Origin of the sequence: Rahnella victoriana (assembly GCF_004330295.1) — a bacterium.
GTDB classification, from domain to species: domain Bacteria; phylum Pseudomonadota; class Gammaproteobacteria; order Enterobacterales; family Enterobacteriaceae; genus Rahnella; species Rahnella victoriana.
On record NZ_SJOJ01000005.1, the window covers coordinates 139,783 to 166,627 of the forward strand.

20 protein-coding genes and 1 pseudogene are annotated in these 26,845 nt (G+C 53.5%); 11 read left to right on the forward strand and 10 right to left on the reverse strand.

What is annotated here, in order from left to right:
* Nucleotides 1-32: 32 nt before the first annotated feature.
* Nucleotides 33-1,544, reverse strand: a complete 1,512-nt coding sequence (locus EYY67_RS06085; RefSeq protein WP_095925705.1) for an anion permease — start codon at nt 1,542-1,544, stop codon at nt 33-35.
* Nucleotides 1,545-2,282: 738 nt separating this feature from the next.
* Between EYY67_RS06085 and EYY67_RS06090 the strand changes: the two genes are divergently transcribed.
* Complete coding sequence (locus EYY67_RS06090; protein WP_131693069.1) at nt 2,283-5,060, forward strand: flavocytochrome c; 2,778 nt, start codon at nt 2,283-2,285, stop codon at nt 5,058-5,060.
* Nucleotides 5,061-5,083: 23 nt separating this feature from the next.
* Nucleotides 5,084-6,046 carry an FAD:protein FMN transferase gene (locus EYY67_RS06095; RefSeq protein WP_131693070.1) on the forward strand — a complete coding sequence of 321 codons (963 nt, stop codon included), beginning with the start codon at nt 5,084-5,086 and terminating at the stop codon, nt 6,044-6,046.
* On the opposite strand, the gene dcuR is transcribed toward EYY67_RS06095, so the two are convergent.
* The 3 genes from dcuR to EYY67_RS06110 form a co-directional block, all read right to left on the reverse strand.
* Nucleotides 6,040-6,759: a two-component system response regulator DcuR gene (dcuR, locus tag EYY67_RS06100; protein ID WP_095925708.1), complete on the reverse strand. Its 720-nt coding sequence runs from the start codon at nt 6,757-6,759 to the stop codon at nt 6,040-6,042. The genes EYY67_RS06095 and dcuR overlap by 7 nt on opposite strands.
* Nucleotides 6,756-8,375 carry a sensor histidine kinase gene (locus EYY67_RS06105; protein WP_131693071.1) on the reverse strand — a complete coding sequence of 540 codons (1,620 nt, stop codon included), beginning with the start codon at nt 8,373-8,375 and terminating at the stop codon, nt 6,756-6,758. Before EYY67_RS06105 ends, dcuR begins: the two co-directional genes overlap by 4 nt.
* 235 nt (nt 8,376-8,610) lie before the next feature.
* Nucleotides 8,611-8,928, reverse strand: a complete 318-nt coding sequence (locus EYY67_RS06110; RefSeq protein ID WP_095925710.1) for an RcnB family protein — start codon at nt 8,926-8,928, stop codon at nt 8,611-8,613.
* Nucleotides 8,929-9,284: 356 nt separating this feature from the next.
* On the opposite strand from EYY67_RS06110, the gene EYY67_RS06115 reads away from it, so the two are divergent.
* From EYY67_RS06115 to EYY67_RS06130, 4 genes are all read left to right on the forward strand, one after another.
* Nucleotides 9,285-11,693, forward strand: a complete 2,409-nt coding sequence (locus EYY67_RS06115; protein WP_131693072.1) for a membrane-bound PQQ-dependent dehydrogenase, glucose/quinate/shikimate family — start codon at nt 9,285-9,287, stop codon at nt 11,691-11,693.
* A 104-nt stretch (nt 11,694-11,797) separates the two neighbouring features.
* A complete protein-coding gene (locus tag EYY67_RS06120; RefSeq protein WP_095925711.1) occupies nt 11,798-12,703 on the forward strand; it encodes an SDR family oxidoreductase in 906 nt (301 codons plus the stop codon).
* Nucleotides 12,704-13,021: 318 nt separating this feature from the next.
* Entirely contained in the window at nt 13,022-13,246 is a 225-nt protein-coding gene (locus EYY67_RS06125; protein ID WP_131693073.1) for a hypothetical protein, read from the forward strand.
* Nucleotides 13,247-13,504: 258 nt separating this feature from the next.
* Nucleotides 13,505-15,058, forward strand: a complete 1,554-nt coding sequence (locus EYY67_RS06130; RefSeq protein WP_095925713.1) for a peptide MFS transporter — start codon at nt 13,505-13,507, stop codon at nt 15,056-15,058.
* Nucleotides 15,059-15,134: 76 nt separating this feature from the next.
* On the opposite strand, the gene EYY67_RS06135 is transcribed toward EYY67_RS06130, so the two are convergent.
* Nucleotides 15,135-16,028 carry a MurR/RpiR family transcriptional regulator gene (locus EYY67_RS06135; protein ID WP_131693074.1) on the reverse strand — a complete coding sequence of 298 codons (894 nt, stop codon included), beginning with the start codon at nt 16,026-16,028 and terminating at the stop codon, nt 15,135-15,137.
* Between the two features lie 371 nt (nt 16,029-16,399).
* Between EYY67_RS06135 and EYY67_RS06140 the strand changes: the two genes are divergently transcribed.
* The 4 genes from EYY67_RS06140 (at nt 16,400) to EYY67_RS06155 (ending at nt 21,266) form a co-directional block, all read left to right on the forward strand.
* Nucleotides 16,400-18,535 carry a TonB-dependent siderophore receptor gene (locus EYY67_RS06140; protein ID WP_131693075.1) on the forward strand — a complete coding sequence of 712 codons (2,136 nt, stop codon included), beginning with the start codon at nt 16,400-16,402 and terminating at the stop codon, nt 18,533-18,535.
* Between the two features lie 55 nt (nt 18,536-18,590).
* On the forward strand, nt 18,591-19,688 hold the full coding sequence (locus tag EYY67_RS06145; RefSeq protein ID WP_131693113.1) for an ABC transporter substrate-binding protein: 1,098 nt from the start codon (nt 18,591-18,593) through the stop codon (nt 19,686-19,688).
* Between the two features lie 244 nt (nt 19,689-19,932).
* Nucleotides 19,933-20,592, forward strand: coding sequence for a hypothetical protein (locus EYY67_RS06150; RefSeq protein WP_131693076.1), 660 nt, complete (start codon nt 19,933-19,935; stop codon nt 20,590-20,592).
* Between the two features lie 194 nt (nt 20,593-20,786).
* A complete protein-coding gene (locus EYY67_RS06155) occupies nt 20,787-21,266 on the forward strand; it encodes an Hcp family type VI secretion system effector (RefSeq protein ID WP_131693077.1) in 480 nt (159 codons plus the stop codon).
* Nucleotides 21,267-21,463: 197 nt separating this feature from the next.
* Here EYY67_RS06155 and EYY67_RS06160 read toward each other — a convergent pair whose 3' ends face one another.
* From EYY67_RS06160 to EYY67_RS24470, 4 genes and pseudogenes are all read right to left on the reverse strand, one after another.
* Nucleotides 21,464-21,778, reverse strand: a complete 315-nt coding sequence (locus EYY67_RS06160) for a helix-turn-helix domain-containing protein (RefSeq protein ID WP_278248205.1) — start codon at nt 21,776-21,778, stop codon at nt 21,464-21,466.
* 126 nt (nt 21,779-21,904) lie between these two features.
* Nucleotides 21,905-22,069 (reverse strand): annotated as a pseudogene (locus EYY67_RS24675) (ISNCY family transposase); the annotation flags it as partial.
* 133 nt (nt 22,070-22,202) lie between these two features.
* The gene (locus EYY67_RS06165; protein ID WP_119824362.1) at nt 22,203-23,006 is read right to left on the reverse strand and encodes a deaminase domain-containing protein; all 804 of its coding nucleotides are present in this window, start codon (nt 23,004-23,006) and stop codon (nt 22,203-22,205) included.
* Between the two features lie 71 nt (nt 23,007-23,077).
* The gene (locus tag EYY67_RS24470) at nt 23,078-23,227 is read right to left on the reverse strand and encodes a hypothetical protein (protein WP_162928610.1); all 150 of its coding nucleotides are present in this window, start codon (nt 23,225-23,227) and stop codon (nt 23,078-23,080) included.
* Here EYY67_RS24470 and EYY67_RS06170 point away from each other — a divergent pair.
* The gene (locus EYY67_RS06170; protein WP_131693079.1) at nt 23,226-24,494 is read left to right on the forward strand and encodes a glycoside hydrolase family 10-like protein; all 1,269 of its coding nucleotides are present in this window, start codon (nt 23,226-23,228) and stop codon (nt 24,492-24,494) included. The genes EYY67_RS24470 and EYY67_RS06170 overlap by 2 nt on opposite strands.
* 59 nt (nt 24,495-24,553) lie before the next feature.
* Here EYY67_RS06170 and fhuE read toward each other — a convergent pair whose 3' ends face one another.
* On the reverse strand, nt 24,554-26,752 hold the full coding sequence (fhuE, locus tag EYY67_RS06175; protein WP_131693080.1) for a ferric-rhodotorulic acid/ferric-coprogen receptor FhuE: 2,199 nt from the start codon (nt 26,750-26,752) through the stop codon (nt 24,554-24,556).
* Between the last annotated feature and the right edge of the window lie 93 nt (nt 26,753-26,845).

Here is a 26,845-nt window from a genome sequence, read left to right on the forward strand (position 1 = left end):
TTAATGCTTTGTGGGTGATTTTATCGCCACACTCAGAACATCATGACCATCCACGGATACCCGATCACCAGTAAGGCAATCAGGAAGATAGCGCCGAAGATGGTACCGAGACGCCAGTAATCTTTGGTCGGCAGGTAACCGCTGCCGTAATAAATCGGGCTTGGGCCGGTACCGTACGGGGTGATGATCCCCATGACGCCCAGAGACGTCACCATCAGCAGACAGAACACCTGCATGTTGATGCCCGGAATGGCAGCACCAATCGTCAGCATCGCGGGCAACAGCGCGGTGGTGTGCGCCGTGGTGCTGGCGAACAGGTAGTGCAGCAGGTAAAACGCCAGCAGCAGGGCGATGGTCGCCGCACCCGGAGAGATACCGCCCATCAGCGCCGCGCCTTCTTTACCCAGCCAGGCGATGAAGCCGGTGCGGGATAAGCCGTCAGCCAGTGCCACAAGCGTGGCGAACCAGGCGAAGGTGTTCCAGGCCGGTTTGTTGCTGGTGATGTCATTCCAGTTCAGCACGCCGGTCCACAGCATCAGCACCACGACCAGCAGTGCGGCCATTGCCGGTTCAATAAAGCTTGCCGCGAAAATCCACATTGCCAGCGCACAGCATACGAAGACCAGCAGCAGGATTTCATGACGGGACATTCTGCCCAGTTTTGCCAGCTCAGCGGTCGCCCAGCGCGGCACTTCGTCATTGATTTTCACTTCCGGCGGGTAGAACCAGTAGGCCAGCAGCGGCATGGTCAGCAGAAGCAGCAGACCGACCGGCAGGAAGGCGATGAACCAGGTGCCCCAGGAAATGTTGATACCGGTGACGCTGTTCACAATGCCCAGCGCCAGCAGGTTAGGGGCCAGTGCAGACAGGAACATGGAACTGGTGATACAGGCTGCGGTGATCGCCACCCACATCAGGTAAGAACCGATTTTACGCGCACTCGGGTCATTCGGTTTGGAGCCGTACAACGGCGGCAGGTTGGCGATGATCGGGTAGATCGTGCCGCCGCTGCGTGCGGTGTTGGACGGGGTGAACGGTGCCAGTAACAGGTCCGCAAAGGTGATGGCATAACCGAGCGTCAGGCTGCGGCGACCCAGATATTTCACCAGGATCAGCGCCAGACGGCGACCAAACTGGGTTTTATCGTAGCCCGCGGCAAACATGAATGCGCCGAAGATTAACCAGACCGTTGAGTTACCAAAACCGCTGACCGCCCATTTAAAGGACTGCGCCGCGGTTTTGAATTTCGGATCCGCCAGCTCAGCCGGGCTGAACAGCAGCCATTGACTGAACAGGGCGATGACCACCACGCCGGTTAAGCCGATCACCGCACCCGGCAATGGCTCGAAGATCAGACCGATAATGACACCGACAAAGATGGCAAAGAAATGCCATGCATGAGGTTCCAGACCGGCAGGGACCGGAACCAGCAGCAACAGCACGGACACCAGCACGGGAAGTACCATAAAGATCCAGCGATTTTTTTTGCCGGATCCGGCATTTTTCGCTGGCTCTTTCACCGCAGTTTTTGTTGTTTCGCTCATAATATTTATCTTAGGTAGTTAGGAATAATGTGATGATGCATAGGTAAGATGTTGTCTGGTTTTTTTAGTTACTTAATCTTTTTTTTAGTTATTCAATAGTGGCATGTTAATTGCCTCATTATTGTTATTTGCCATGAGTACTTCGTATTCCCCGTAAGAGGGAGGAAACATTTATATAATGCGATTTCCTTGTTTTTTACTGTTGATCTTGATCAACAAAATACAGCGATGAAACTCTTTTTAAATGAAATAAAATGACGACGAAGTCAGGTGCGGGGAAAATAAACGCCAACGGATGCGCGGAGGCGCCCAGCAGAAACATGACGGCAAAAATGGAGTAGGCGAAATGAGAGTGATTCACAGCGGAACAGGCCGGTCACTGACGACCCTGTGCAACTTGCCAGACGGCGAACTCCGTGATCTGCAGGGAAAAAAGGGTGCGCAGGATGTAATAATAATCCCATCAGTTAAATACAAATAAGCGCGGAGTTTGCATCCGTGTAATTATTTAATTTAACCGTTAACATATTTTTAATATAACAGGTGTTAAGTTAATAGATAAATAGTTAATTAACTAATGTAAGAGGTTTTGAAAGTAAAAATAAAACTATATTAAAAGTATGACATCGGCATCAAAATAAAAACAACGAATAATGATTCGACACTCCACAACGCTTAACCGAAATAGCGCGCCGATAACGAATTCAGAAATTAATAATTAAGTTTGGAGTCACGATTATGAGCAACAAAAATGTGTTACTGAGTCCGTTCACTTTGCCAAATGGCACCGTGCTGAAAAACCGTATCCTGATGGCGCCGATGACCACCTGCACCGGTTTTTATGACGGCACGGTGACCAGTGAACTGGTCGATTATTATCGCGCCCGTGCCGGCAGCATCGGCACGGTGATCGTGGAGTGTTGCTTTATCGATGATAAAGGTCTGGCCTTCCCCGGTGCGATCGGCATCGACAATGACAGCAAAATCGACGGACTGGCGAAAATCGCCGCCGCCGTGAAATCTCAGGGCTCGAAAGCGGTGTTGCAGATTTATCACGGCGGCCGCATGAGCGAACCGAAACTGATCGGCGGCCAGCAGCCGGTCGCGCCAAGTGCGCTGGCGGCGCCGCGTGAGGGTGCTGCCACGCCGGTGGCGCTGACCGCAGAAGAAGTGGACGCCATGATCACCAAATTCGGTGAAGGCGTGCGTCGTGCGATTGAAGCCGGTTTTGACGGTGTCGAAATCCACGGTGCCAATACCTATCTTATTCAGCAGTTCTTCTCGCCGAACTCTAACCAGCGTGACGACAAATGGGGCGGCAGCCGTGAGAACCGCGCCCGCTTCCCGCTGGCCGTTCTGGATATCACCCATGAGATGGCGAAGAAATACGCCGACGACGCGTTTATTATTGGTTACCGTTTCTCACCGGAAGAACTGGAAGAGCCGGGTATCCGCTTTGCCGACACCCTGTACCTGCTGGAACAACTGGCGGCACGCGGCCTCGATTATCTGCATTTCTCCCTCGGTTATTCGCTGCGTCCTTCCATTGTCGATACCACCGATCCGACACCGCTGATCGACAAATATGTCGCGATGCGTTCTGACACGCTGGCCAAAATCCCGGTGATGGGTGTGGGCGGGATCGTCAATACTTCCGACGCGGAGAAGGCGCTGGAACACGGTTACGACATGATCGCCATCGGTAAAGCCTGCATTGCTTATCCGGACTGGACTGACCGTATCGCCGCCGGTCAGAAACTTGAGCTGTTCATCGACAGCACCCAACGCGAGGCGCTGACCATTCCTGAGCCGCTGTGGCGCTTCTCGCTGGTTGACGCGATGATCCGCGACATGAGCATGACGTCGAAGAAATTCAAAGCCGGTGTGTTCCGTGAAAAAGTGCAGGACGCGAACCACGAGCTGGCGCTGAATGTCAGTCTGGACACCGACCGCATTGCCGATATCGTGCTGGAAGCGGGCGCGGATCTGGATGTGGAATTCACCACCCATTTTGACATCATCCGCAGCCGTATTCTCGACGCCAACAGCCCGCACGTCGATGCGGTCACCGGCGCGACTGAGCAAAGTGAAGCGGTGAAAAAAGCCGTATCGAAAGCCATCGCCAAATCCTGTAAAGCGCAGTTGCTGGAAGAGGGCGGCAACCTGAATGCGCCACAAAGCTATGACGTTGTGGTCGTCGGCAGCGGCGGTGCCGGTCTGGCCGCGGCGATTCAGGCGTGTGACGAAGGCGCGAAAGTGCTGATCGTGGAGAAAATGTCGACCATTGGCGGTAACACCATTAAAGCGTCAGTCGGCATGAACGCCGCTGAAACCCGTTATCAGCAGCTGAAAGGCATTGAAGACAGTAAAGCGCTGTTCTATCAGGAAACCCTGAAGGGCGGCCAGTTCAAAAACAACACCGTGCTGCTGAAAGAGTTTATCGAGCGCGCACCGCTGGCGGTGGAATGGCTGGCCGATCACCAGATTGAGCTGAGCGATATCACCATCACCGGCGGCATGAGCATTGACCGTACGCACCGTCCGGCGGACCGCAGCGCAGTAGGCGGCTTCCTGATCAGCGGTCTGGTGAAAAACCTCAACAAGCGCAACATCGATGTGATGCTCGACACTTCCGTCACTGAAATCCGTTACGCCGATGGCGCGGTGCAGGGCGTGGAGTTGCTCAATGACGACAATGAAGTGCTGACCGTGAACGCCAAAAGCGTGATCGTGGCGACCGGCGGTTTCAGCGCCAACCGCGACATGGTGGTGAAATATCGCCCTGAGCTGGACGGTTTCGTGACCACCAACCACAAAGGTGCGACCGGCAGCGGTATCGCCATCCTGCAAAACATCGGCGCAGGTACGGTGGACATGGGCGAGATCCAGATCCACCCGACCGTTGAGCAAACCACCTCTTACCTGATTTCCGAGGCCATTCGTGGCGGCGGTGCGATTCTGGTCAGCCAGGCGGGCAAACGCTTCTTCAATGAGATGGAAACCCGCGACAAAGTGTCCGCGAACATCATCGCGCTGCCGGAGAAATTCGCCTACGTGGTGTTTGACGAGCAGGTGCGCCTGAACAACAAAGCGGCTGACGAATACATCGCGAAAGGCTTTGTCATCAGCGGCAGTTCACCGCGCGAACTGGCGGCGAAACTGGAGATGGATTCTGACGCCTTCCTGGCGACGCTGGAAAGCTACAACGTGGCTGTTGATAAGCAGGATGACGTGGAGTTTGGTCGCCGCACCGCGCTGCGCCACCCGATCAATCAGGGGCCGTTCTACGCCATCCGCATCGCGCCGGGCGTGCATCACACCATGGGCGGCGTAACCATCAATACCGATACCTGCGTGCTGGATGCGCAGCAACAGGTGCTCGGCGGGGCGTATGCGGCCGGTGAAGTGGTCGGCGGCATTCACGGCGGTAACCGTATCGGCGGTAATGCCGTTGCAGATATCATTATCTTCGGTATCCTTGCCGGACAAAATGCCGCGAAATTCGCGATGCGGTAACCGTTCATCAGCAAGGATTTTCCATGACGCCAGACGATCGTATCTATGCTTATTCCGCTGTGTTGATGGGTTCGCCCATTCTTCTCAAGCTGTTTGAACATGACGAGAGTCTGGCGTCGCGCATTTTCAGGCTGATCAAATTGCAGGAAATCACCTTCACGGTGAACCGCCCGCACTCCGACATCATGGCGATTAACCATGCCGCCGGACGTGACCCTGTCACCGTCAGCGCGCCGGTGTTTGAGTTAATCCGCCGCGCCAAAGCCATCAGTTGTCTTCCTGACAGCAGTTTCAATTTCACCATCGGCCCGCTGGTCAAACGCTGGAAAATCGGCTTCAGCGGTCACAGCATCCCCGCCGCAGAAGATTTACAGACGCTGCTGACGCTGACCCATCCGCAGGATGTGATCCTCGATGAATCCGCGCGCTCGGTGTTTCTGCAAAAAGCCGGTATGGAAATTGATCTGGGTGCGATTGCCAAAGGTTATATCGCCGATGTGGTGCGCGATGCCCTGCGGGAAGCGCAGGTGGAGAACGCCTTAATCAATCTCGGGGGTAACGTGCAGACGCTCGGTGCCGGTGCGGAAGGCGCGTGGGGCATCGGCCTGAAAAAGCCGTTTGCTGTTGCCGATACGCTGATTGGCGTGATCGGTGTGACCGGCAAATCGGTGGTGACGTCAGGGGTTTACGAGCGGTATTTCGAGCTGGACGGCCACTGTTATCACCACATTCTCGATCCGAAAACCGGTTATCCGCTGGATAATGAACTGCTCAGCGTGACCATTATTTCGCAGGACTCGATAGACGGGGATATCTGGACGACGTTGTTGTACGGGATGGGCGTGGAGAAGAGTCTGGCGTATCTGCCGCAAATTCCGCATATCGAAGCGATTTTCGTCACCCGCGACGGGCAGATCATCGTGTCATCACAGCGGCAGTTTACCTTCACGCCGCTGGATGACAGTTATCAGATCACCACTTACTGACAGTATTGTTTGAGTAACGACGCGTGATCGGCCTGCAGACGGTAACGGTAGACCGGTCTGCCGGTGACGCCGTAATGAATACTGGTGAACAAAATGTTCATCTGCGCCAGCCAGATCAGGTATTTACGGCAGGACACCCGTGAGATGTTCACCGAGCTTGCCAGTTCATCCGTGGAGAACTCAATGGTCGGATGGGCATCAATCCACTGACACAGCGTGCGTAATGTCTGCGGCGTTAAGCCTTTTGGCAGCTTTTTGGTGTCCGCTGCCGCCGGATTGCTGCCGTGGATCAGCCGGTCAACGTCGGACTGTTCGTAATACTGCTGATTATCCATCAGCGTTTTCTTCTGCTGCCAGCCGGTCAGTGCTTCCTCAAAACGGGAGAACTGGAACGGTTTGATCAGATAATCCACCACGCCGTAATTGAGCGATTTTTTGATGGTCTCGGCATCCGCTGCAGAAGAAATCACAATCACGTCGATGGGGCGACGGGCGTTACGCAGTTCAGGCAGCAAATCCAGCCCGTTATCCTGCTGCATGTACACATCGAGCAAAATCAGATCGATAGACAGTTCTGAATTCAAAACCAGATCTTTCGCCTGTTGCAATGTCGACGCGGTGCCGCAGCAGGTGAAGCCATCAATCTGGCCCACATAACAACGGTTAAGCTCTGCCACCATGGCATCATCATCCACTATCAGCACATTGATCAAGAACGTGTCCTCTCCGCATCCCAGGGAAGTTGTACAAAAAATTGGGTATAAACGTCAGGCTCGGATTCTACATTAATCATTCCGCCGAGGCTTTCCACTTGCTGTTTCGCCAGGAATAACCCCATGCCGCGTTGATCGCCTTTCGACGACACACCCTTTTCGAATATTGCGTCAATATTTTCCGGCTGAATGCCCGGACCGTCGTCGCTGACAATACAGGCCAGCGAGCCGTTCTGGTAATGCAGCAACACGCTGACCTCACCATCAGGCTGATCGCCCAGCGCATCCAGCGCGTTTTCTATCAGGTTGCCCAGCACGGTGATCAGCGCCGCCACCTGATCTTCATTGTTATTATCCGGCAGCAGACTGTCATCGCTGAGCGTCAGCAAATGCCGGGTATCCGATGCGCGGTTGATCTTACTCAGCAGGAAACCGGCAATCACCGGAGACTTGATTTTCAGCAGCAGCGAACCGATTTCCGCCTGATAGTTATTGGCGGTTTTGAGAATGTAATCCTCAAGCTGCGCGTAGCTTTTCATGTGCAGCAATCCGAGGATCACATGCAGTTTGTTCATGAATTCATGCGAACGTTCACGTAACGAATCCGCGTAGTTTACCATGCCACTCAGACGCTGCATTAACTGGCTGACCTCGGTTTTATCCCGGAAAGTACAGATCGCGCCAATGATCACGCCGTTATTGCGTACCGGCACGGTGTTACTCAGCAGCAGGCGTCCCTTAAAGTTAATTTCTTCATCACGACGCGGCACGCCGGTATTAAGCACATCGCGCAGGTTGGCGATCAGCGGCAGTGATTCCTCGTGCGGCGTGACGTCCTGCGCGGTTTCCTGAAAGATCTGCCGTGCAGTCTGATTGATCAATGTGACATGAGCAAGATCGTCCACCGCGATCACGCCTTCTTTGATCGACTGCAACATCGCCTGACGCTGTTCAAACAGGGTGGAGATTTCGTACGGCTCCAGCCCGAACAGAATGCGTTTGAGCATTTTCACCAGACAATAGGTGCCCAGCGCGCCGACCATCATGCCGAATAACACGGTCCACAGAATGCTCCAGCGGCTTTTGTTGATTTGCTCGGTGACTTTGACCAGCGAAATCCCGATGGCGACCACGCCGATTTGCCTGTGATGATCGTCATACACGGGGGTAAACACGCGCAGCGCCTCATCGAGCGTGCCTTTGTTTATGGAGACATTTTCATTGCCGAGCAGCGCGGGATTGATGTCGTCGCCGATAAAATGATGACTGATCACATCGGCATTGGGGTGCGAGTAGCGGATGCCGTCCATATTGGTGACCACCACAAACAGCAGGTCGTTGCGCTTTTGCACCGCGCTGGCGATGGGCTGGATAATGCCGCTGTCCGGCGGCAGCGCCAGGGCATTTTTTATCTCAGGTAAATCCGCCAGCGTACGCGCCACCGCCAGCGCCTTATCTTTTACGCCGTCGCGCGTGGTATCGCTCACCTGCACGAAATACAGCAGATGAACCACCAGCAGGACAGACGCAATCACCGCGCTGATCATCAGAATGACAGAGGTACTGAGCTTCATGGGGTGCTTACGCACGGAAAGAGGTTGCTGCGAGTCGCTCATGGGAGCCCCGGAGAAAGAGAGCCAATAGCTCATGGGTGATGTCTGACAGTTCGCGTTGTTCGTCGGGTGTGATGAAGCAGAACACTGCGTGAACCATCCCTGTTCACGCATCATGATATGTCTGTTTGCCTGATACTTCCGCTCTTTATTACTTTCGAAAGTGAGAATGGCGGGGAAACACCCGTAAAAAAGGCCTGAATCGCTTCAGGCCTTTCTTTTCCATCACGATAACCCGTTACTGGAAGTAAATATCGCCGTTCTCGGCTTTGAGGATCTTGCCGTCGGTATCGGTGATCAGCGCGTAGCTGCCGCCGATGTAGGTCCAGTGGCTGCCCGCGTCCGGCGCAGGCAGGTGACGTTCCTGCCAGCCGACGATTTCATACGGCTTGGTGCGGTACAGCGCAGGCACCTGATCGCCAATGGCATAGAGTTTGGAATCATCGTAGAACGATTTGATTTCATGTGAATTCGACGCGGCAAAAGCCGTGTTCGCCAGCGGTAACAGGGAAGAAACGACCAGAGCTGACAACATTACAATTTTAGAATGACGCATAGATTATCCCGTTAAAACCATCAACTTAATGCCTGCCTCGGTGATATGCCGCCAGTCCGTTGTATGAGCAGTAAAGCCGAAGCCTGTGCTTTTTCTGTAGGACAGGATAATAGCGAGAAATGGCGCTCAGGCTGGGGGATTTTTTTGTGTCGAAATGCAAATGAATAAGGCAACGGTTTTGTTGCTTTCCACATTATTCGTCTGCTTTGTAAACTTTTGAGACAAATAAACACTGACGAAATGTGCCTGAAAATTAACGATTAATCCTGTTTGCCGGGATGAAATCTGCGCTCAGGCCGGAATGTCGCCTGACGTTACATATCCTTTAATCACCCTCTCTCACAAAAGAAACCATCATGAACAGTAAACGGATCTTTACCTGGTCGTTCATGACCGGGCTGGTTATCGGGTTGATCGGGCTGGCTTATCTGCTGCTGGGGATCTGGCTGGCGGCACTGGGCGGATCACCCTGGTATATCCTGTTTGGTGCCGGGTATTTACTCAGCGGGATTTTCATTGCGCGGCGCAAAGCCCGGGGCATCTGGCTCTATCTGCTGACGTTTCTGGTGTGCTGCGGCTGGTCGCTGTGGGAAGTCGGCCTGGACGGCTGGCAGCTGATGCCGCGTCTGTTTGTGATGGCGCTGCTGGGCGTCTGGTGCAGCCTGCCCTGGGTCACCCGCCAGGTAATGGCAGACGGGGATAATCCCCGTGCCGGTACGCTGGCCGGGCTGGTGTACATCGTGGCGATTGCCGGGATTTTTTATACCGGCTGGCAAGTGACCGCGTCACGTTTTGTTCACCATCAGGCGATCCCCGCGCAGTCGGGCGATACGCCAGCTGCCACGCCGGCAAGTAATGACTGGCGCTTTTATGGCCGGACAGAAGCGGGGCAACGCTATTCTCCGCTGACTCAGATCACCCCGGCGAATGTCAGTCAGCTCAAACCGGCATGGGAATACCATTCCGGCGATGTGATGAGAAAAGGCGAGGACAAGGGCGGACGTGAATTCAATTTCGAAGTGACCCCCATCAAGGTCGGTAATTCCCTGTTTATCTGTACGCCGCACCGCGAGGTGATCGCCCTTGACGCCACCAGCGGCAAACAACGCTGGAAGTTCGATCCTAAATCTGACACCTCAGCCAATGAATATCTGGCCTGTCGCGGCGTGGCATACAGCCAGAGCGCAGACGACAAAGTGTGTCCGGAAAAAATCATCGCCACCACCAGCGAAGCGCGGATGGTGGCACTCAACGCGCAGACCGGTAAACCCTGTTCTTCCTTTGGGCAGAACGGCTTTGTCAGCCTGACCGACCATATGGGCGACGTGCCGCCGGGCTTCCACTTTATTACCTCGCAGCCGATGGTGATGGATGGCCGCATCGTGCTCGGTGGCTGGATTTACGACAATCAGTCCACCGGTGAGCCGTCGGGCGTGGTGCGTGCTTACGACGTAAATTCCGGTCAGCTGGCGTGGGCGTGGGATATGGGCAGAAATCCGCCGAATGCGCCGCTGAAAGCAGGGGAAGTCTACACGCGCGGTACGCCAAACGGCTGGGGAACTTACACCGGCGACCCGGCCCTCGGGCTGATTTACATTACGCTCGGCAATGCGACGCCGGATTACTACGGCGCCAAACGCCGCCCGTTTGATGATAAATATTCCAGTTCGCTTGTGGCGCTGGATATCCATACCGGCGAGGAACGCTGGCATTTCCAGACCGTGCATCATGACGTGTGGGACTTCGATGTGCCGGTCGGCCCGACGTTGGTCGATCTGCCATCGCCGGATGGCAGCACGGTGCCTGCGCTGGTTCAAACCACCAAAATGGGGCAACTGTTCCTGCTCGATCGCCGTACCGGCAAACCGCTGGCGCAGGTGAATGAAAAACCGGTGCCGACCTCGCCGTCCTTGCCGGGTGAACGCCTTTCACCGACGCAGCCGGATTCGGTCGGTATGCCCAATCTTTCCCCTGCCGATCTGAAAGAATCTGATGCGTGGGGCGCAACCCCTATCGATCAGCTTTATTGTCGTATTCAGTTCAAAAGTGCCCGCTATCAGGGGCAGTTCACGCCGCCCGCAGAGGGCAAATCCATTGCCTATCCGGCCTTTGATGGCGTCATTGACTGGTATGGCGCGTCGGTGGATCCGATCCGCCATGTGCTGATCGCCAACACCAGCTATATCCCGTTCACCATGGAAGTGAAGAAATCAGCCGATGCCATCCGGGAAGGGCTGATGCAGAAATGGGCGGGCTGGACGAGCAGGCAACCGTACCCGAAACCGAAAGATTTCTCGGTCGGGCCACAATACGGCACACCGTGGGCGGCGATCGTCAAACCCTGGCTCAGTTTACTGGATGCGCCGTGCAGCGCGCCGCCGTGGGGGAAAATCGTGGCGATTGATCTCAATACCCGAAAAATTGCCTGGGAAAGACCGGCCGGGACCACACGCGACATGAACATTTTCGGTACGCACACCAATGTGCCACTGCCGACCGGGATTTTCATGATGGGCGCGGATGTGATCACGCAAAGCGGGCTGATTTTTACCGGCGCCACGGCGGATAATTATTTGCGCGCATTTGATGAAAACAACGGTAATGAACTGTGGCGCGCGCGGCTTCCGGCGGGCGGGCAGGCCACGCCGATGACCTATACCGGCGATGACGGCAGGCAGTTTGTGGTGATCGCCGCAGGCGGTCACGGCGGGCTGGGCACCACGTCCGGCGATGCGGTCGTGGCCTATGCGTTACCGGCCAAATAAGTGTTCCCGGTAACGCAGGATCTTCAGAAGTGTCTGATGATGCCCACAGGCCGCCAGTGATGTTCTATTTTTAAAATCCATTCATCAAAAAATAAGGAATGTTTATGAACAGTAAAACAATCCCCAAATCACTGAATGAGCCGCATGTGGATGCCTATCCGACGCCGCCGTTTGAGCATCAGAAACAGCCATTTCCGGGGCTGGCCAGCAAAATGAATCCGCTGCCGGATCACGGCGAGCTGACCTATAAAGGCAGTGAACGTCTGAAAGGTCGTAAGGCGCTGATCACCGGCGGTGACTCCGGGATTGGCCGCGCGGTGGCGATTGCCTTCGCCCGCGAAGGCGCACAGGTTGCCATCAATTATCTGCCGGACGAAGAGCCGGACGCGAAACAAGTGGTCGATTTGCTGTGGGCGGAAGGGCTGAAAGTCGTGGCGATCCCCGGTGATATCCGCGATGAGAAATTCTGTCAGCAACTGGTGAAAGAGGCCGAAGAAAAACTCGGCGGGCTGGATCTGCTGGTCAATAACGCCGGTCGTCAGCAGTTCTGCGATTCGATTAAAGACCTGACCACCGAAGCCTTTGATGCCACCTATAAAACCAATGTGTATGCGATGTTCTGGATCACCAAAGCGGCGCTGGAATTCATTCCGCGCGGCGGTTCGATCATTAATACCACTTCCGTGCAGGCGTTTTCACCAAGCGATAATCTGCTGGATTATTCGTCGACCAAAGCGTCGATCATGGCGTTCACCAAAGGGCTGGCAAAACAGCTGGCGGGCGACGGGATCCGGGTCAACGGCGTTGCGCCGGGACCGTACTGGACGCCGTTGCAGATTTCCGGCGGTCAGCCGCAGGAAAAAATTGAATCCTTTGGGGAACAGGCTCCGCTAAAACGTCCGGGACAGCCTGCCGAAATCGCACCGCTGTATGTGACGCTGGCCTCTTCGGAAAGCAGTTATTCTTCCGGTCAGATCTGGTGTTCAGATGGCGGGACAGGGACGGTGTAAGCTTCAGAGATCCTGTGAAAAATGTCCGCGTCATGTCGTCGTCTGAGACATAAAAATTGCGGATTATTCCTATTTTTCAACAGGCAGGGCAAGTCATCTCGCGGACGGGATAGAGGCAGCTATGATTGATTTATCTGTACCCCGCTACAGATAACCACTGCATTTTACCTTGTGTCTGTGTGTGCTTGCCCGCTCTGCATGCGGGCTTTTTTTTAACTGAAAATGCCCTGCTAGTGAATGACCTCAAAATTAGCAATGAGATTTATCCAATTGTGCTATATTTTAAGGATTCATTTCATCTTATGCAGAGCGCGTCACATGCCGGATATTAAAATTGTTTGCGAACAATGCGGGTCTGATCGTTTTGTTGCGGCAGCCAATACCCCGCTTGCCGATATCGTCCATTCCATTGTCTGTGCCCAGTGTCAGCACCCGGTCAGGGTGGATGACGTGGTTATTTTCAGAGAAGGCGTTTATATCAGCGGCACCTTTGATGCTTTTCCTTCCGCCGGAGCGGGCAGGTTACACGATTTTGATATATGAGGTATCAACGTATTAAAAACGCCCGAAACCCGCTGCGGTGGCGACGGAAACTTGTAACAATCATTTCAAAATCTCCGCGATAAAATCTGTAAAAGTAGACATTCCTCGACTTTTCCTCTAAAACTTCTGCGGTTAATACCAGACAATACCAGTATTCAGCAATCAAATAATAACCGCTGAATGTTAAAGAGCGGCTGCACGACAGCCGCCGGGCAAGCGTATTCACAACGATTCCGACAGACTTTCTCTGGAGATTTTATGCATTCCTCTGTTAATAAAAACGAAAGCCGGACTTTCTTCGGCCATCCCTATCCGCTGGGTTCACTGTTCTTCACTGAGATGTGGGAGCGGTTCTCGTTTTACGGCATCCGTCCTTTACTGATCCTGTTTATGGCAGCGACGGTGTACGACGGCGGTATGGGACTGGCGCGCGAAAACGCCTCGGCTATCGTCGGTATCTTTGCCGGCTGTATGTATCTGGCGGCGCTGCCGGGCGGCTGGCTGGCGGATAACTGGCTGGGGCAGCAAAAGGCGGTCTGGTACGGGTCGATCCTCATCGCCCTTGGCCACCTGTCGATTGCGCTGTCGGCATTCATGGGAGACAGCCTGTTCTTCATCGGCCTGATGTTTATTGTCCTCGGTTCCGGCCTGTTCAAAACCTGTATCTCCGTGATGGTCGGTACGCTGTATAAGAAAGGTGATGCACGTCGTGACGGCGGTTTCTCGCTGTTCTACATGGGCATCAATATGGGATCTTTCATCGCGCCGCTGATTTCCGGCTGGCTGATCAAAACCCACGGCTGGCACTGGGGCTTTGGTATCGGCGGTATCGGGATGCTGGTGGCGCTGATTATCTTCCGTCTGTATGCCGTTCCGGCCATGAAACGCTATGACAGCGAAGTGGGGCTGGATTCCACCTGGAACAGTCCGGTGGCGAAGAAAAACGGTGTCGGCGGCTGGTTGCTGGCGCTGGCGGCAGGCGTGGCGGTGATCGTGACGCTGATCGCGCAGGGCATCATTGTGATCAATCCGGTCGCGGTGGCCAGCGTGCTGGTGTATGTGATCGCGGCGTCCGTTGCGCTTTATTTCATCTATCTGTTTGTGTTCGCCGGGCTGAACCGCAAAGAACGCGCCCGCCTGCTGGTGTGCTTTATTCTGCTGGTGTCTGCGGCCTTCTTCTGGTCTGCGTTTGAGCAGAAACCGACCTCGTTCAACCTGTTCGCCAACGACTATACCAACCGCATGATCGGCGATTTTGAAATCCCAGCCGTGTGGTTCCAGTCGATCAATGCGCTGTTTATTATCCTGCTGGCTCCGGTCTTCAGCTGGGCGTGGCCGCGACTGGCGCAGAACAATGTGCGTCCGGGAAGTATCACTAAGTTTGTCATCGGCATTTTATGCGCGGCGGCGGGCTTTGGGATCATGATGCTGGCGGCGCAGAATGTGCTGAACAATGGCGGCGCAGGGGTTTCACCTCTGTGGCTGGTGGGCAGTATCCTGATGCTGACTCTGGGCGAACTGTGCCTCAGCCCGATTGGTCTGGCGACCATGACGCTGCTGGCGCCGGAAAGAATGCGCGGCCAGATGATGGGGCTGTGGTTCTGTGCCAGCGCGCTGGGTAATCTGGCCGCCGGTTTGATTGGCGGACACGTCAAAGCCGATCAGCTGGATATGCTGCCAAATCTGTTCGCGCGCTGTTCCATCGCGTTGCTGATCTGTGCGGCGGTGCTGTTTGTGCTGATCATTCCGGTACGCAGAATGCTGGCAAATGCGCAGGTAAAGACTGAGCAGGAAAAGGCCACCGAAGCCTGATTTTGCACGATGCGCGTTTAGACAAATGAGTCACACGAAGGCCGGTCTGATGACCGGCCTTCTTTATATCCCCAGGCTATTTCCCCAATTTACCGGCATGTTTCAGAGACTGATTCAAATCCTGAATACGTTTCATGGTTTTCATGGTGCGCGATGCGGTGGCGGACGCCACGGAGAGGATCAGCATTTCCAGACAAACCAGAACCGTGCCATGCAGCGGCATCCTGCCGTTTTCTCCTCCGCGTGGCACATTGATGACCAGCGCGGCTTCTTTGGCAAAATAGGAGTCAGGCGCATTGGTCAGCAAAATGACCGGAATACCCAGACGCTTCGCCTCCTGCAGGGTGGTTTTTCCCTCCCGATGGGCGCTTTTTTGCGCCATCATAATCAGCACATCCCCACGTTGCAGGCAGATCAGTTGTTCGGCCAGCGCAATCCCGGAACGGTTAAGTGACAGGGAAGGGATGCCAATCCGGCTAAAAAGGCGGGCGCTGTAATCGGCAAGAATACCCGACGCATTCAGGCCAAACAGCGCCACCTGCCGCGCGCCTATCAGCAATGCCACGGCCTGAGAAATGGCCTGCCGGTTGTGTGGCTCCGATAACGCATCGCAGGCGCGTTTATGCCCGTCGAGCACGAAATTGATCCCGGAATCAATATCACAGGCCAGCTCGCTGACGGTGGTGATCATCTTCTCTTCCGAATTGACCGCCGTACCAAACCAGGCTTCCAGCGTTTTTTTCATGTCACGTAAACCGGCAAAACCTAATGCCTGAACGGCGCGGATGACGGTGGCGTCGGAGACCTCCGTGGCGGCGGCGATTTCCATCGCGGTCGCGTCCAGTGCTGATTCACGGTTGTTCTGAATATAGGAGGCGACGGTTTGCAGGCCGGGCGGCAGGGTGGATATCCGCGCACGATAGCGTTCCCCAAAAACATCAATACGCTTTTTAAGTGGAATGGCAGCCATTGAATGATCTTGCTCCTTTGCGTGTTAAGCGTTTAACCGGGAGAAATTAACGGATTTAAGTTGTGGGCTATATTAGCAATGTAGTGTTTTTCGGGAAGAAAAAATTCATTTTGCAGGGTTATTCAGGCGCAGGTCGAAAGGCTTGAGAAGGGTTTTCGGGATATCTCATTAAAAATGAAAGGGTAATTATTTGGTGGGCTGTGTGATTTTGGCAAGGTCCGTCCGGCTGGCGTGTAGTGAAAATCATGAAGATATGATTTACTACTACATGCTTGCGTGATGGAATGATAATCAATTGCATTAAGGCGCGAGACAGTCGCCAGATGTTCTTCACTGCAAAAGATGTCATATTTCACACCAGGTTGAATGAAATGAATAATAACAGGCAGTTGGCTTTTAAAAGAAAACACCATCCGGCGATACTTGCGGCTCTCTGTGGTGTGGCGATGCTGTCGCCGAAGACCGGGTATTCCGCCGGGGATGGCGATACCCTGACCATTACCGGGCAGGAACAGGAACAAAACGATCAGGGATACAGCGCAGGCACCAGTTCAGTCGCCAGTAAAACCCCGACACCGCGGCTTAACGAAGCGCAGTCGGTCAGCGTCGTGACCCAACAACAGCTGGACGATTATCAGGCCACCAGCCTTTCAGACGCGATGCGCTTTGTCAGCGGTGTCAGCGAAGGCAACACGCTGGCAGGCACGGAAGATGGCTTTGTCCGTCGCGGTTTTGGTTCCAACTCTGACGGTTCCATTTATCGCGACGGCGTGCGCAGCAGTCAGGGGCTGAATTTCGATGCCACGACAGAACGGGTGGAAGTGCTGAAAGGGTCCGCCTCGCTGCTGTACGGCATCCAGAACCCCGGCGGCGTGATCAATCTGGTCAGCAAAAAACCGCAATACGACTGGCACACCAAAGTCAGCGGGCGCTACGCCAGTGAAGGTGGCGGAGCAGGGACCGTGGACGTGACCGGTCCGCTGGGGAATGGATTTGCATTCCGTATGATCGCCGAGAAACAGGATCAGGATTACTGGCGCAATTTCGGCAGTGACAAACACACGTTAATTTCGCCGTCCCTGCAATGGTATGGCGAAAAAGCCAGCTTCCTGATCAGCTATTCGGATTACCGCTACGACATTCCTTATGATCGCGGCACTGCCTTTATTAACGGTAAACCGATCGATATCGGCTATAAAGACCGGCTGGATGACAAGTCCAACCGTGCCTGGGGTCATAATAAAACGCTCAACGCGCATTATGACTGGCAGTTCAGCGACGACTGGAGCACCCGTCTCACGCTGGGCTGGAATCAGCGTCGTTACAACAATGATGAAGTGCGGGTGACGGCAGTGAACACCACCACTGGCGCTGTGACGCGTCGCGCGGATGCCAACCGGGGCTTTAATCATAAAACCAAATATGTTTCCTGGGATCTGCTGGGGTCGCAGGACATTCTGGGCATGAATCACGATATCGTGCTCGGCACCGATTATGAGATGAACCAGACCTATCGCGCCCATCAGTATCAGGGGAAGTCGGACAGCAGCTTTAACTACAATAATCCGCAATATGACATTCTCTCGCCGGTGGTGGACAGCAGCACGGAAAATACCGCCAACGGCAATAACCTCAACCGTATCCACAGCCGTTCGGTGTATGCCAAAGACAGCATCTCACTGACCTCCGACTGGATCGCCGTCGTCGGGGGGCGTTATCAGCATTATGAGCAACGTGCTTCAAAAGGGTTTGATCCGGTTGTTCAGACCATGGATTCCGAAGGCAATAAGTTTCTGCCTCAGGCCGGTCTGATCTATAAAGTTACGCCTGATGTCTCGCTGTACAGCAGCGTCAGTAAATCCTTTACGCCGTCCACCGATGTCGATGATGACGGTAACGTCGGCAATCCGGAGCAGGGCACCACCTGGGAAGTGGGCAGCAAATGGCAGATCACGCCGCGTATGTTTGCCAGTGTGGCGCTGTATCGCATTGATGAGCGGGATATGTCGCTCAGCATTAACGGTGAAACCCGAGCCATTGATAAAGCGCGCTCCAGCGGTGCTGAATTCGAACTCAACGGCGAGATCCTGCCCGACTGGGATGTCAGCGCGAATTACAGCTATGACAAAGCAGAAATTGTCGATGACGGTGTGAATTCCGCCAATAACGGTAACCGCCTGCAAAACGCGCCGCGCCATTCCGGTGCGCTTTATCTGAGTCATAACCTGACCGTTAACGGCCTGCCGGGAGATTTTCGTATCGGCGGGGGAGCACGGTATATCGGCACGCGGGCAGGGGATCCGGAGAACAGTTTTACCCTGCCGGATTATGTCGTGGCCGACAGTTTTGTGGCGTGGAATAACCGCCTGTTCGGTGAAAAAACGCAGCTGAAACTGAACCTGAATAACCTGTTTAACAAACATTATTACACCTCAAGCGGCGGCAATCTGCGTGTCCGTGAAGGTGAAACCCGTAATCTGATGGTACAGGCAAGTGTTGAATTCTAATCTGAAACGTATTTCCGGCCTGCGTCAGGGATGCAGGCTGAACGCGGTAAGGGGCATGCTGCTGATGCTGTTTCTGGCGCTGTTGAGCCTGAACGCGCAGGCGCGGACGGTTACCGATATCGACGGCAATCAGGTTGATATTCCTGATAATCCGCAGCGCATCGTGCTGGGCGAAAGCCGCATGCTCTACACACTGGCGATGCTGGAGCCGGGCGATCCTGTCCGGCGGATTGTCGGCTGGCCGCTCGATCTGAAGAAATACGACAGTCAGATCTGGCAAATATTTGCGCAGAAATTCCCTGATATGCTGGCGATCCCGTCGCTGGGGCTGGGCGGAACAAATGATATGAATCCGGAGAAGGTGCTGGCGCTCAAACCGGATCTGGTCATTCTGCCGAGCCTTGCGCGCTACGACGATGCCGATTTACGGCTGAAAGCGATGCTCGACGCGGCGCATATTCCGGTGGTGAAAATTGATCTGCGTGTTCATCTGCTGAAAAACACCACGCGCAGTGTGGCTATCCTCGGTGAAGTGCTTAACCAGACCGCGCGGGCGCAGGCTTTCAATCAGTTTTATGATACACATATGCAGGTCATTCATGATCGTCTGGCCGCGTACCGGGGGCCAAAGCCGACCGTGCTGCTTCAGTTACATCTGGGTCGCCGCAATGAATGCTGCGTGACGGCGGTGAAGGGAAGTCTGGGCGAACTGCTGAGCTTTGCCGGAGGAGATAACATCGCCAGCAAAACGGTGCAGGGTGTTTTCGGAAGGCTGAATGAGGAAATGGTGATCATGGCGCAGCCCGATGTATATATCGCCACCGGCGCGGGCGCGGCTGAGGATCAGAATGATTTGAAACTCGGCCCGGCCATCACGCCCGACATGGCGCTGCAAAGCCTGCGTGAGTTAACCGCCAGACAGAACGGACTGCGTGAACTGAAAGCGTTACATAATGGCCGCACCGGCATTTTATGGCAGAATTTCTATCTCAGCCCGTGGCATGTTGCGGCGACAGAGTTTATGGCCAAAACCCTTTACCCCGATTTGTTTGCGGATATCGAACCGGAAGACACCCTGAAACAGATTTTCCATGATTATCTGCCGATACCTTATAGCGGTACGTTTATGGCTACCGGAGGGAGTACGCCATAAACAGGTCTGGCAAAGATATTCATCTCCGTGGGGCATTTAGCTGAGCCTCCATCATTTCTGTCTGTCCCAGTCTGCCCATAAACCAGAATCTCACCGGCGAGCAAGGCCGCCGGGAAAATCACAGCGCCTCATAGAGTGGGGAAAGGGAGGCATGTCTAAACATCAAGCCTATGCTTAATATATCCACCGCCAAAGAGGGGGAGTATACTCACACGCCGGGAACTGGCTAATAAAAGGAATTAGCATGAGCAATTATGAGGAAATCGCCACACGCATTGCCGATGTCATTATTTCACCTGACTCAGTATTAGGTTTTGTTAACGGTGCGCTCTCCGTGCCTGTCGATCTGGGATATATGGCGTATGGCGTATTTAACACCGATTCATATTACTCTCACGAAACTGAAACAATCAGAATAACGCAGGCAATAAAAAACGGAATTCTTAATTACGACAGAATCCTGGATGCGATAGAGATTGTTTTAGCTAAGTTTGATCATTATGCGTCAGAAAGCCAACAAAACAAGGTATATAGCCGTGGCTCATTCTCAATAATAGGTCGCACCGTTACCAACTCTGTTATTTCATCAACGATTGCCAAGGCAATTGCACAGCGGGCTGGCTGGGCAGTCGCTCTGCGCGGGGGAATTGTAGGTAACATTTTGCTTATAGGAGGAATGAAGGAACGCTGTATAAGAACATCGGAGCAGCTTAGCATAGACGAACCTGAATTATATCAGGCGTTGCGCGGAAAAGATTATGACTTACTTTACTTTATGTTTGAACCTGCACTTAAACCATTTGTTGAGGCGTTAACTGTAAGGCAACAGCAGGGAATGCCTGCATTTAATAATATCTTGGAACGTGTTGAATCGAAAGTGAGTGGTTATCATGGGCGTCATTAAGGGGACATTGGGTGCGCTGATAGGCGCGGTTGCTGTCTGGTTAGGAATATATTTCATTTTCCACTTCGACACATGGACAGTGAGACTGCTTTCTATATGTACGCTTGCCGTCTGTATCTATCTTCTGGGAAAATTATTAGACAAATTTTTCCCGATGTAGTTTATTGGAGTAACTTAATTTATAAGGATGTAATATGTCAAACCCAGCATATTTATGGTTAACTGATGAAAATGGTTCCCCCGTTATAGGTGGATCTTTAGTTTCTGGTCGAGTCGGTGCCATAGAATTAAAGTCGCTGACTCATAATGTACAGATCCCAACCGACTCAAATACGGGACGATTAACGGGAACGCGGGTCCATTCTCCTTTATCCTTTCAAAAGGAATTTGATAAGGTTACACCGCTTTTATACAAAGGAATGAGCCAGGGGCTTACCCTGAAATCCGCAACATTTAAGATGTATCAGATCTTAGATGCAGGCATTGAATCCGAATATTTTAATATAATACTGGAAAATGTAAAAATAACCTCAATTACACCGAACCTTTATCAAGGTGGTCAGACGGGTACGCATTTTGAAACAATCCAAATGCGCTATGAAGTTATTACCTGGAAGTGTTGCGAAGGCAATATTATATTTAAAGATTCGTGGAATAACCGCTGTATAGCATAGGCATGCAAGTGGCTTGCCGTTGCGACGCAGCAGGCGTTTTTCAACAACTGCCTCGGATTACCGGCAATCGGTCATGTCAGCTGAGCTTATAACAGACACCTTAGCTTAGCCTCTGAAGTCTATGTCTATCCATTATTAAGATGTCGTCTTTATAGCTAAGTTAAAGTGTCATCTGTGACATGAGTGAGTCAGGCTGTTCAGAGCTTTTCTTTCGGGCGGGCTACCCAGGTACTCTCGGCAATCATCAGTTTCCTGACGGTTTCTTTTGAAATGCTCAGTCCAAAGCCTGAGCTCAGTAACCGCCATGCGCCGGTTGGACTCATGCCACGGCAACGGGTGCGAATCAGCTTCACAACCTGGGTCTTCAGGTCGTCATTCAGTTGATAGTTGCTGGGCCTGCCTCGGCGCCGGTTAATCAGTCCTTCAGGACCATCTTCGAGATACCGCTTAACCAGACGGCGGCACTGACGGCGGCTCACTTCCATTGACCCCGCAGCGTCCGCGAGCGAGATGTCACGAGTATGTAGGCTTCGATGAGCTCCGCACGCAACTGGTCACGCAGCAGCATTACCGGTTTCTGACCACTCATGTATTCACCTTTTTATCGTTGCCAACCGCAAGCGGGCAGGGGAAAGATGTCAACGTTTCAGGCTGGGAACAAAGTCTTCAGGGTTGACCAACACTGGATTCATTGCCCTCAGTTCCTCAAGTGCGCGTTCTTGAGCCCGCCTGCGAGGCATTTTTTTACTTCTCGACCGCTGTCCCTCTGCTTCCTGTTCATCCTGCTTTTCAAGTGCCAGTTGTTGCGTACGACATTAGCGTTTTGGAGTAACAATATCGGTGCGCATAATCATGATTATGTTAAATTAACGATCGTACTAATAACCACCCTAGTACCCTCTGCTTCCTCTGACTTGAGTGGTTTTTATTTGTGTCTTAAATTTTCCTGTTAATCACGTTTAACTGATTTTCTCCCAGTTCGATGATTTGCTGGATCCTGATATTCTCCACAACCTCGCTATTCATTTTTAGCTGGCTGGCGAACTCATCAAATCCACGAGCCGTTGCATTGCTTCCGGTGGAAAACCAGTATGCCAGTAACATTTTAACGTTTTTATTCTTAGATAAAAAATCACTGATAATTCCGGTACAACTTTCGCAGGGAATTCTCTCAGTAATCATAATAACAGTGTTAAAATTAAGGTGTCGGTTATCAAGTAACTCTTGAAAAACATTAACCAAAATTCGCTCACCATCATGAACACGATCTGGCTGACCGGGATAACGGATGTCCACCGCGTAAAAGTGAGAGTTTGGATAAGGTTCAGAAACCCAGATCTTGTCTGTTTCTTCATGCCACAATTTGGCCGACGGTTCGCCGGTTCCTATCAGCGAAGCAATATTACTTGGGATGATATTTCCGTCAAAGTAAGCATTTCGCTGCGCATTTCTCATTTCACTGGCAAAGTTAATACTGGCAGCGATAAGCCCGTTAGAGACGATATGATCACCTTGCATTAACGAACAGGTAGCCAGATTTCCAGATAAATATTTATTGTCAGCGAAATGTTCATCGCCCTTTCTTTGCGCTTCCAGCTGATGTTTCAGGTAAATGGGATGCGTTCTGTATTCTAAGAGATGATTAAAGCAGTTAATTAATTCTTGGTGCTGCGCGTAGGTAAACATAATAACTCTGCTGTTTTTCGGGCCGGTCCAAAATTCTACTGTATCAGCGTTCATGCTGTAAATGTCACCGGATGATGAACGCTAATATAGTGCGCATTTGCTTTTTAATAATGATGCTGGCTGCCTTAAACGCCGAAGTGATTGACTTTGCGCCGGATAATCAGAAAATGTTTCTTTTCGCGCGCCCACCAGAGATCACCGGAGTTTATCATCGCCTCTTCCCGACGCTTTTCCCCTGTATGGACACTTAAAAAGACTGGCGCATTGGCTGGCATGGCGTTGCTGCTGGCAAGCTGTTCTTCCACACCGCCAAAATCACTGGTGACACCGTTGCCGCCGGTGGCCAAAAATCCGCTGCCGCCGAAACCGGCTCAACCCCATGAACCCGTACGCGGCGTCTGGCTGGCGACCGTTTCCCGCCTCGACTGGCCACCGGTGTCTTCGGTCAATACCAGCAATGCGGCAAGCCGGATCAGTCAGCAGAAACAGGCCATGACTGACACACTGGATAAACTGAAAAGTCTCGGTATCAACACCGTATTCTTCCAGGTGAAGCCGGACGGCACTGCCTTCTGGCCTTCGAAAATTCTGCCCTGGTCAGATATGCTGACCGGCAAAATCGGCCAGGATCCGGGTTACGATCCGTTGCAGTTTATGCTCGATGAAGCGCACAAGCGCGGCATCAAAGTGCATGCGTGGTTTAACCCCTACCGCGTGTCTGTTAACACCAAACCTTCCACTGTGGCTGAACTGAACCAGACATTGTCGCTGAACCCGGCCAGTGTGTTTGTCCTGCACCGTGACTGGATCCGCACGGCGGGCGATCGTTACGTGCTTGATCCGGGCATTCCCGAAGCACGCGACTGGATCACCAGCATCGTGGCGGAAGTGGTGTCGCGTTATCCGGTGGATGGCGTGCAGTTCGATGATTACTTCTATTCCGAGACGGCCGGTTCCGCGCTTAACGACAGCCTGACGTTTAAACAATACGGACAAGGGTTTGCGTCGAAAGCGGACTGGCGGCGGCATAACACCCAGTTGCTGATCGAGCAGGTATCGCGCACCATCAAACAGCTGAAACCCGAGGTGGAGTTTGGTGTCAGTCCGGCAGGCGTCTGGCGCAACATGTCGCACGATCCGGCCGGTTCACAAACGTCCGGCGCGGCGGCGTATGACGAAGCCTACGCGGATACCCGTCTGTGGGTGCAAAAAGGGTTGCTGGATTATATTGCGCCACAGCTTTACTGGCCGTTCGCCCGCAAGGCGGCGCGGTATGACGTGCTGGCTCACTGGTGGGCCGATGTGGTGAAGCCCACTCACACGCGGCTTTATATCGGCGTGGCGCTGTATAAAGTGGGTGAACCGTCAAAAAGTGAACCTGACTGGATAGTCAGCGGCGGTGTGCCGGAGCTGAAAAAGCAGCTCGATATGAATGAATCCGTGCCGCAAATTAATGGCACGATTTTGTTCCGCGAAAACTACCTCAATCAGCCCCAGACGCAGGATGCCGTGCGTTATCTGAAAAGCCGCTGGGGAAGCTGAGGGTATGAAAAGAACAGGGGAAAACCTCCCCTGTTCTCTGTTAAGGAACACCTTTCACATCAGAACGCGTAATTCGCGCTGACCGAAACACTGCGCGGTTCGCCGTAAACGGCGTAATCGCTGAGCCATGAATAGTAGGTGCGGTCAAACAGGTTGTTGATGTTGGCCTGAACCGACAACTGTTTGGTCACCTGATAGCGGGTGAACAGATCGACAATCGCCGTGCTGCCCTGTGATACGCGATGAGTCTCCCCATCCGGGCCGGTCGCGTTCTGGAAGGTGCGGTTTTGCCAGTTCACGCCACCGCCGACCGTCAGATCCGGCAACATCGGCAACTGGTAACGGCTGAAGAGTTTCAGCTGGGTCTGTGGCATGTTGCTGTTCAGGCGGCTGCCGGTGTCGTCTTTCGCCACATAACGCGTTGCGCCGAAGGTCATTTGCAGATTGTCGGTCACCGCGCCGCTCACCTCAAACTCGGCCCCTTTGCTCACCGTGCCATTTGCCGCGACGTAGGCCTGCTCGCTGGAACCGTTGACGAAATTGCTGCCATCGGCCTGCGCGACATTATCCTGCTCGATGCGGAACACCGCCAGCGAGGCGTTAAGACGGCCATCCATCCACGCCGATTTCAGGCCGGTTTCGTAGTTTTTGCCGGTGGTCGGTGACAGATAATGGCCGTTGATATCGCGGTCAGTCTGCGGCTGGAAGATGGAGGTGTAGCTGGCGTAAGCCGACCAGGTGTCGTTGATGTCATACACCAGCCCGCCGTACGGCGTCACGTTGTTCTTCTGCATATTGCCGCTGCTGCCGTTGCTGGTCCATTCGGTGTAACGTGCCCCAAGGATCAGCGAAAGCGGATCTGCCAGCGAGAAACGGGTGGCGAAATAGCCGGCTTTCTGGCGAACTATATCGTCGGCGTTCAGGTACCAGTCGCCCCACTCCGGCTCGCTGACGCTGCCGTCCCAGCTGTTGCCAAAGCTGCCAAGGGTATCGCTGTCAATGGAGCCATCCGCGCTGTACGTCTGGTTATGCTGGCGGCTGTAGCTGAGACCGGCGACCATCTGATGCTGACGGCCAAACAGTTCAAACGGCCCGGTGGCATAGGTATCCACGGAATCCACTTTGCGCGTGCCACGGTCTTTACTGCCAAAACCGCTCAGCCCTTCGCCGGTGGCGTGATCCGGGAAATCCATCAGATACAGCAGTTTATCGTTGAAGGTCTGCTCGCCATGCGTGCCGTTGACGCGCCATGTCCAGCCGTTATCAAAGTCGTGTTTTACGTTGGCGAAAACCTTGCGTGACTGAATGGCGTAATTCGTCCAGTCGGCGGAGGTGTTGGTGCTGCGGTCGTAATGGGTTCGCGAACCGTCGGTGTACCAGGTCGGCAGGCCGCCCCAGGTCGGGTTGCCTGTATTGTTTTCCTGATAATCGTAACCGAGGGACACCGTGGTGTTGTCAGTCACATCGGCATCGACAACGCCGTAGAAGAATTTTTTACGCTTGTGATAACGATCCAGCCAGCTGTCCTGATCCTGATAGCCCGCCACCACCCGTCCGCGCACCGACCCTTCCTGATTCAGCGGGCCGGAGGCATCCAGCACATAACGTTGCTTGTTCCAGCTGCCATAGCTGGCGCTGATGTTGCCGGTGAATTCCTTGCTGTCGGCGTGCTTACGCACCATGTTCACCGACGCCGCCGGGTTGCCTGCGCCGGTCATCAGACCGGTTGCGCCACGCACCACTTCGATACGGTCATAAATCGCCGTGTCTTCTGCGGCATCGCCAAAGTTCCAGGTGTCGCTGACCGAGGAAGGAATATCGTCGTAGGTGTAATTGTTGATGTAAAAACCACGGGAGAAATAGGACACGCGTTCGCTGTCGATCACTTCCGTGGAGATGCCCGTGGTGTTGTCGAGCACATCGCCGACCGATTGCAGATCCTGATCCTGCATACGCTGTCGGGTGATCACGCTGACTGACTGCGGAATGTCGCGCGGCGTCAGGTTCATTTTGGTGCCTGCGGTGGTGGTTTTGACCGCGTAATCCTGCGCGTCACTGCTGGCCGCCGTCGCCGTGCCTTCGATCACCATATCCTGCGATTCGCCGGACGTGGCGGTGTTTGCCGTCGTGCTGGGTTCAGCCGCGTAAGCGGGATTCATCACCACAAGAATGGCCAGCGCCAGTGATGAAACGGTAAAAATCTTTCTTACATCCGGCGCGCAAGACTCCGCGACGTTTCCCCTGCCAGTAAAGGACATAACGCATTCCCATAGAATTTTTTGAGGACGCGACACTGTTTCTATTTTTTATTTTTACAAGAACAGATCGCAATGAGAACGTGAATAGTAATT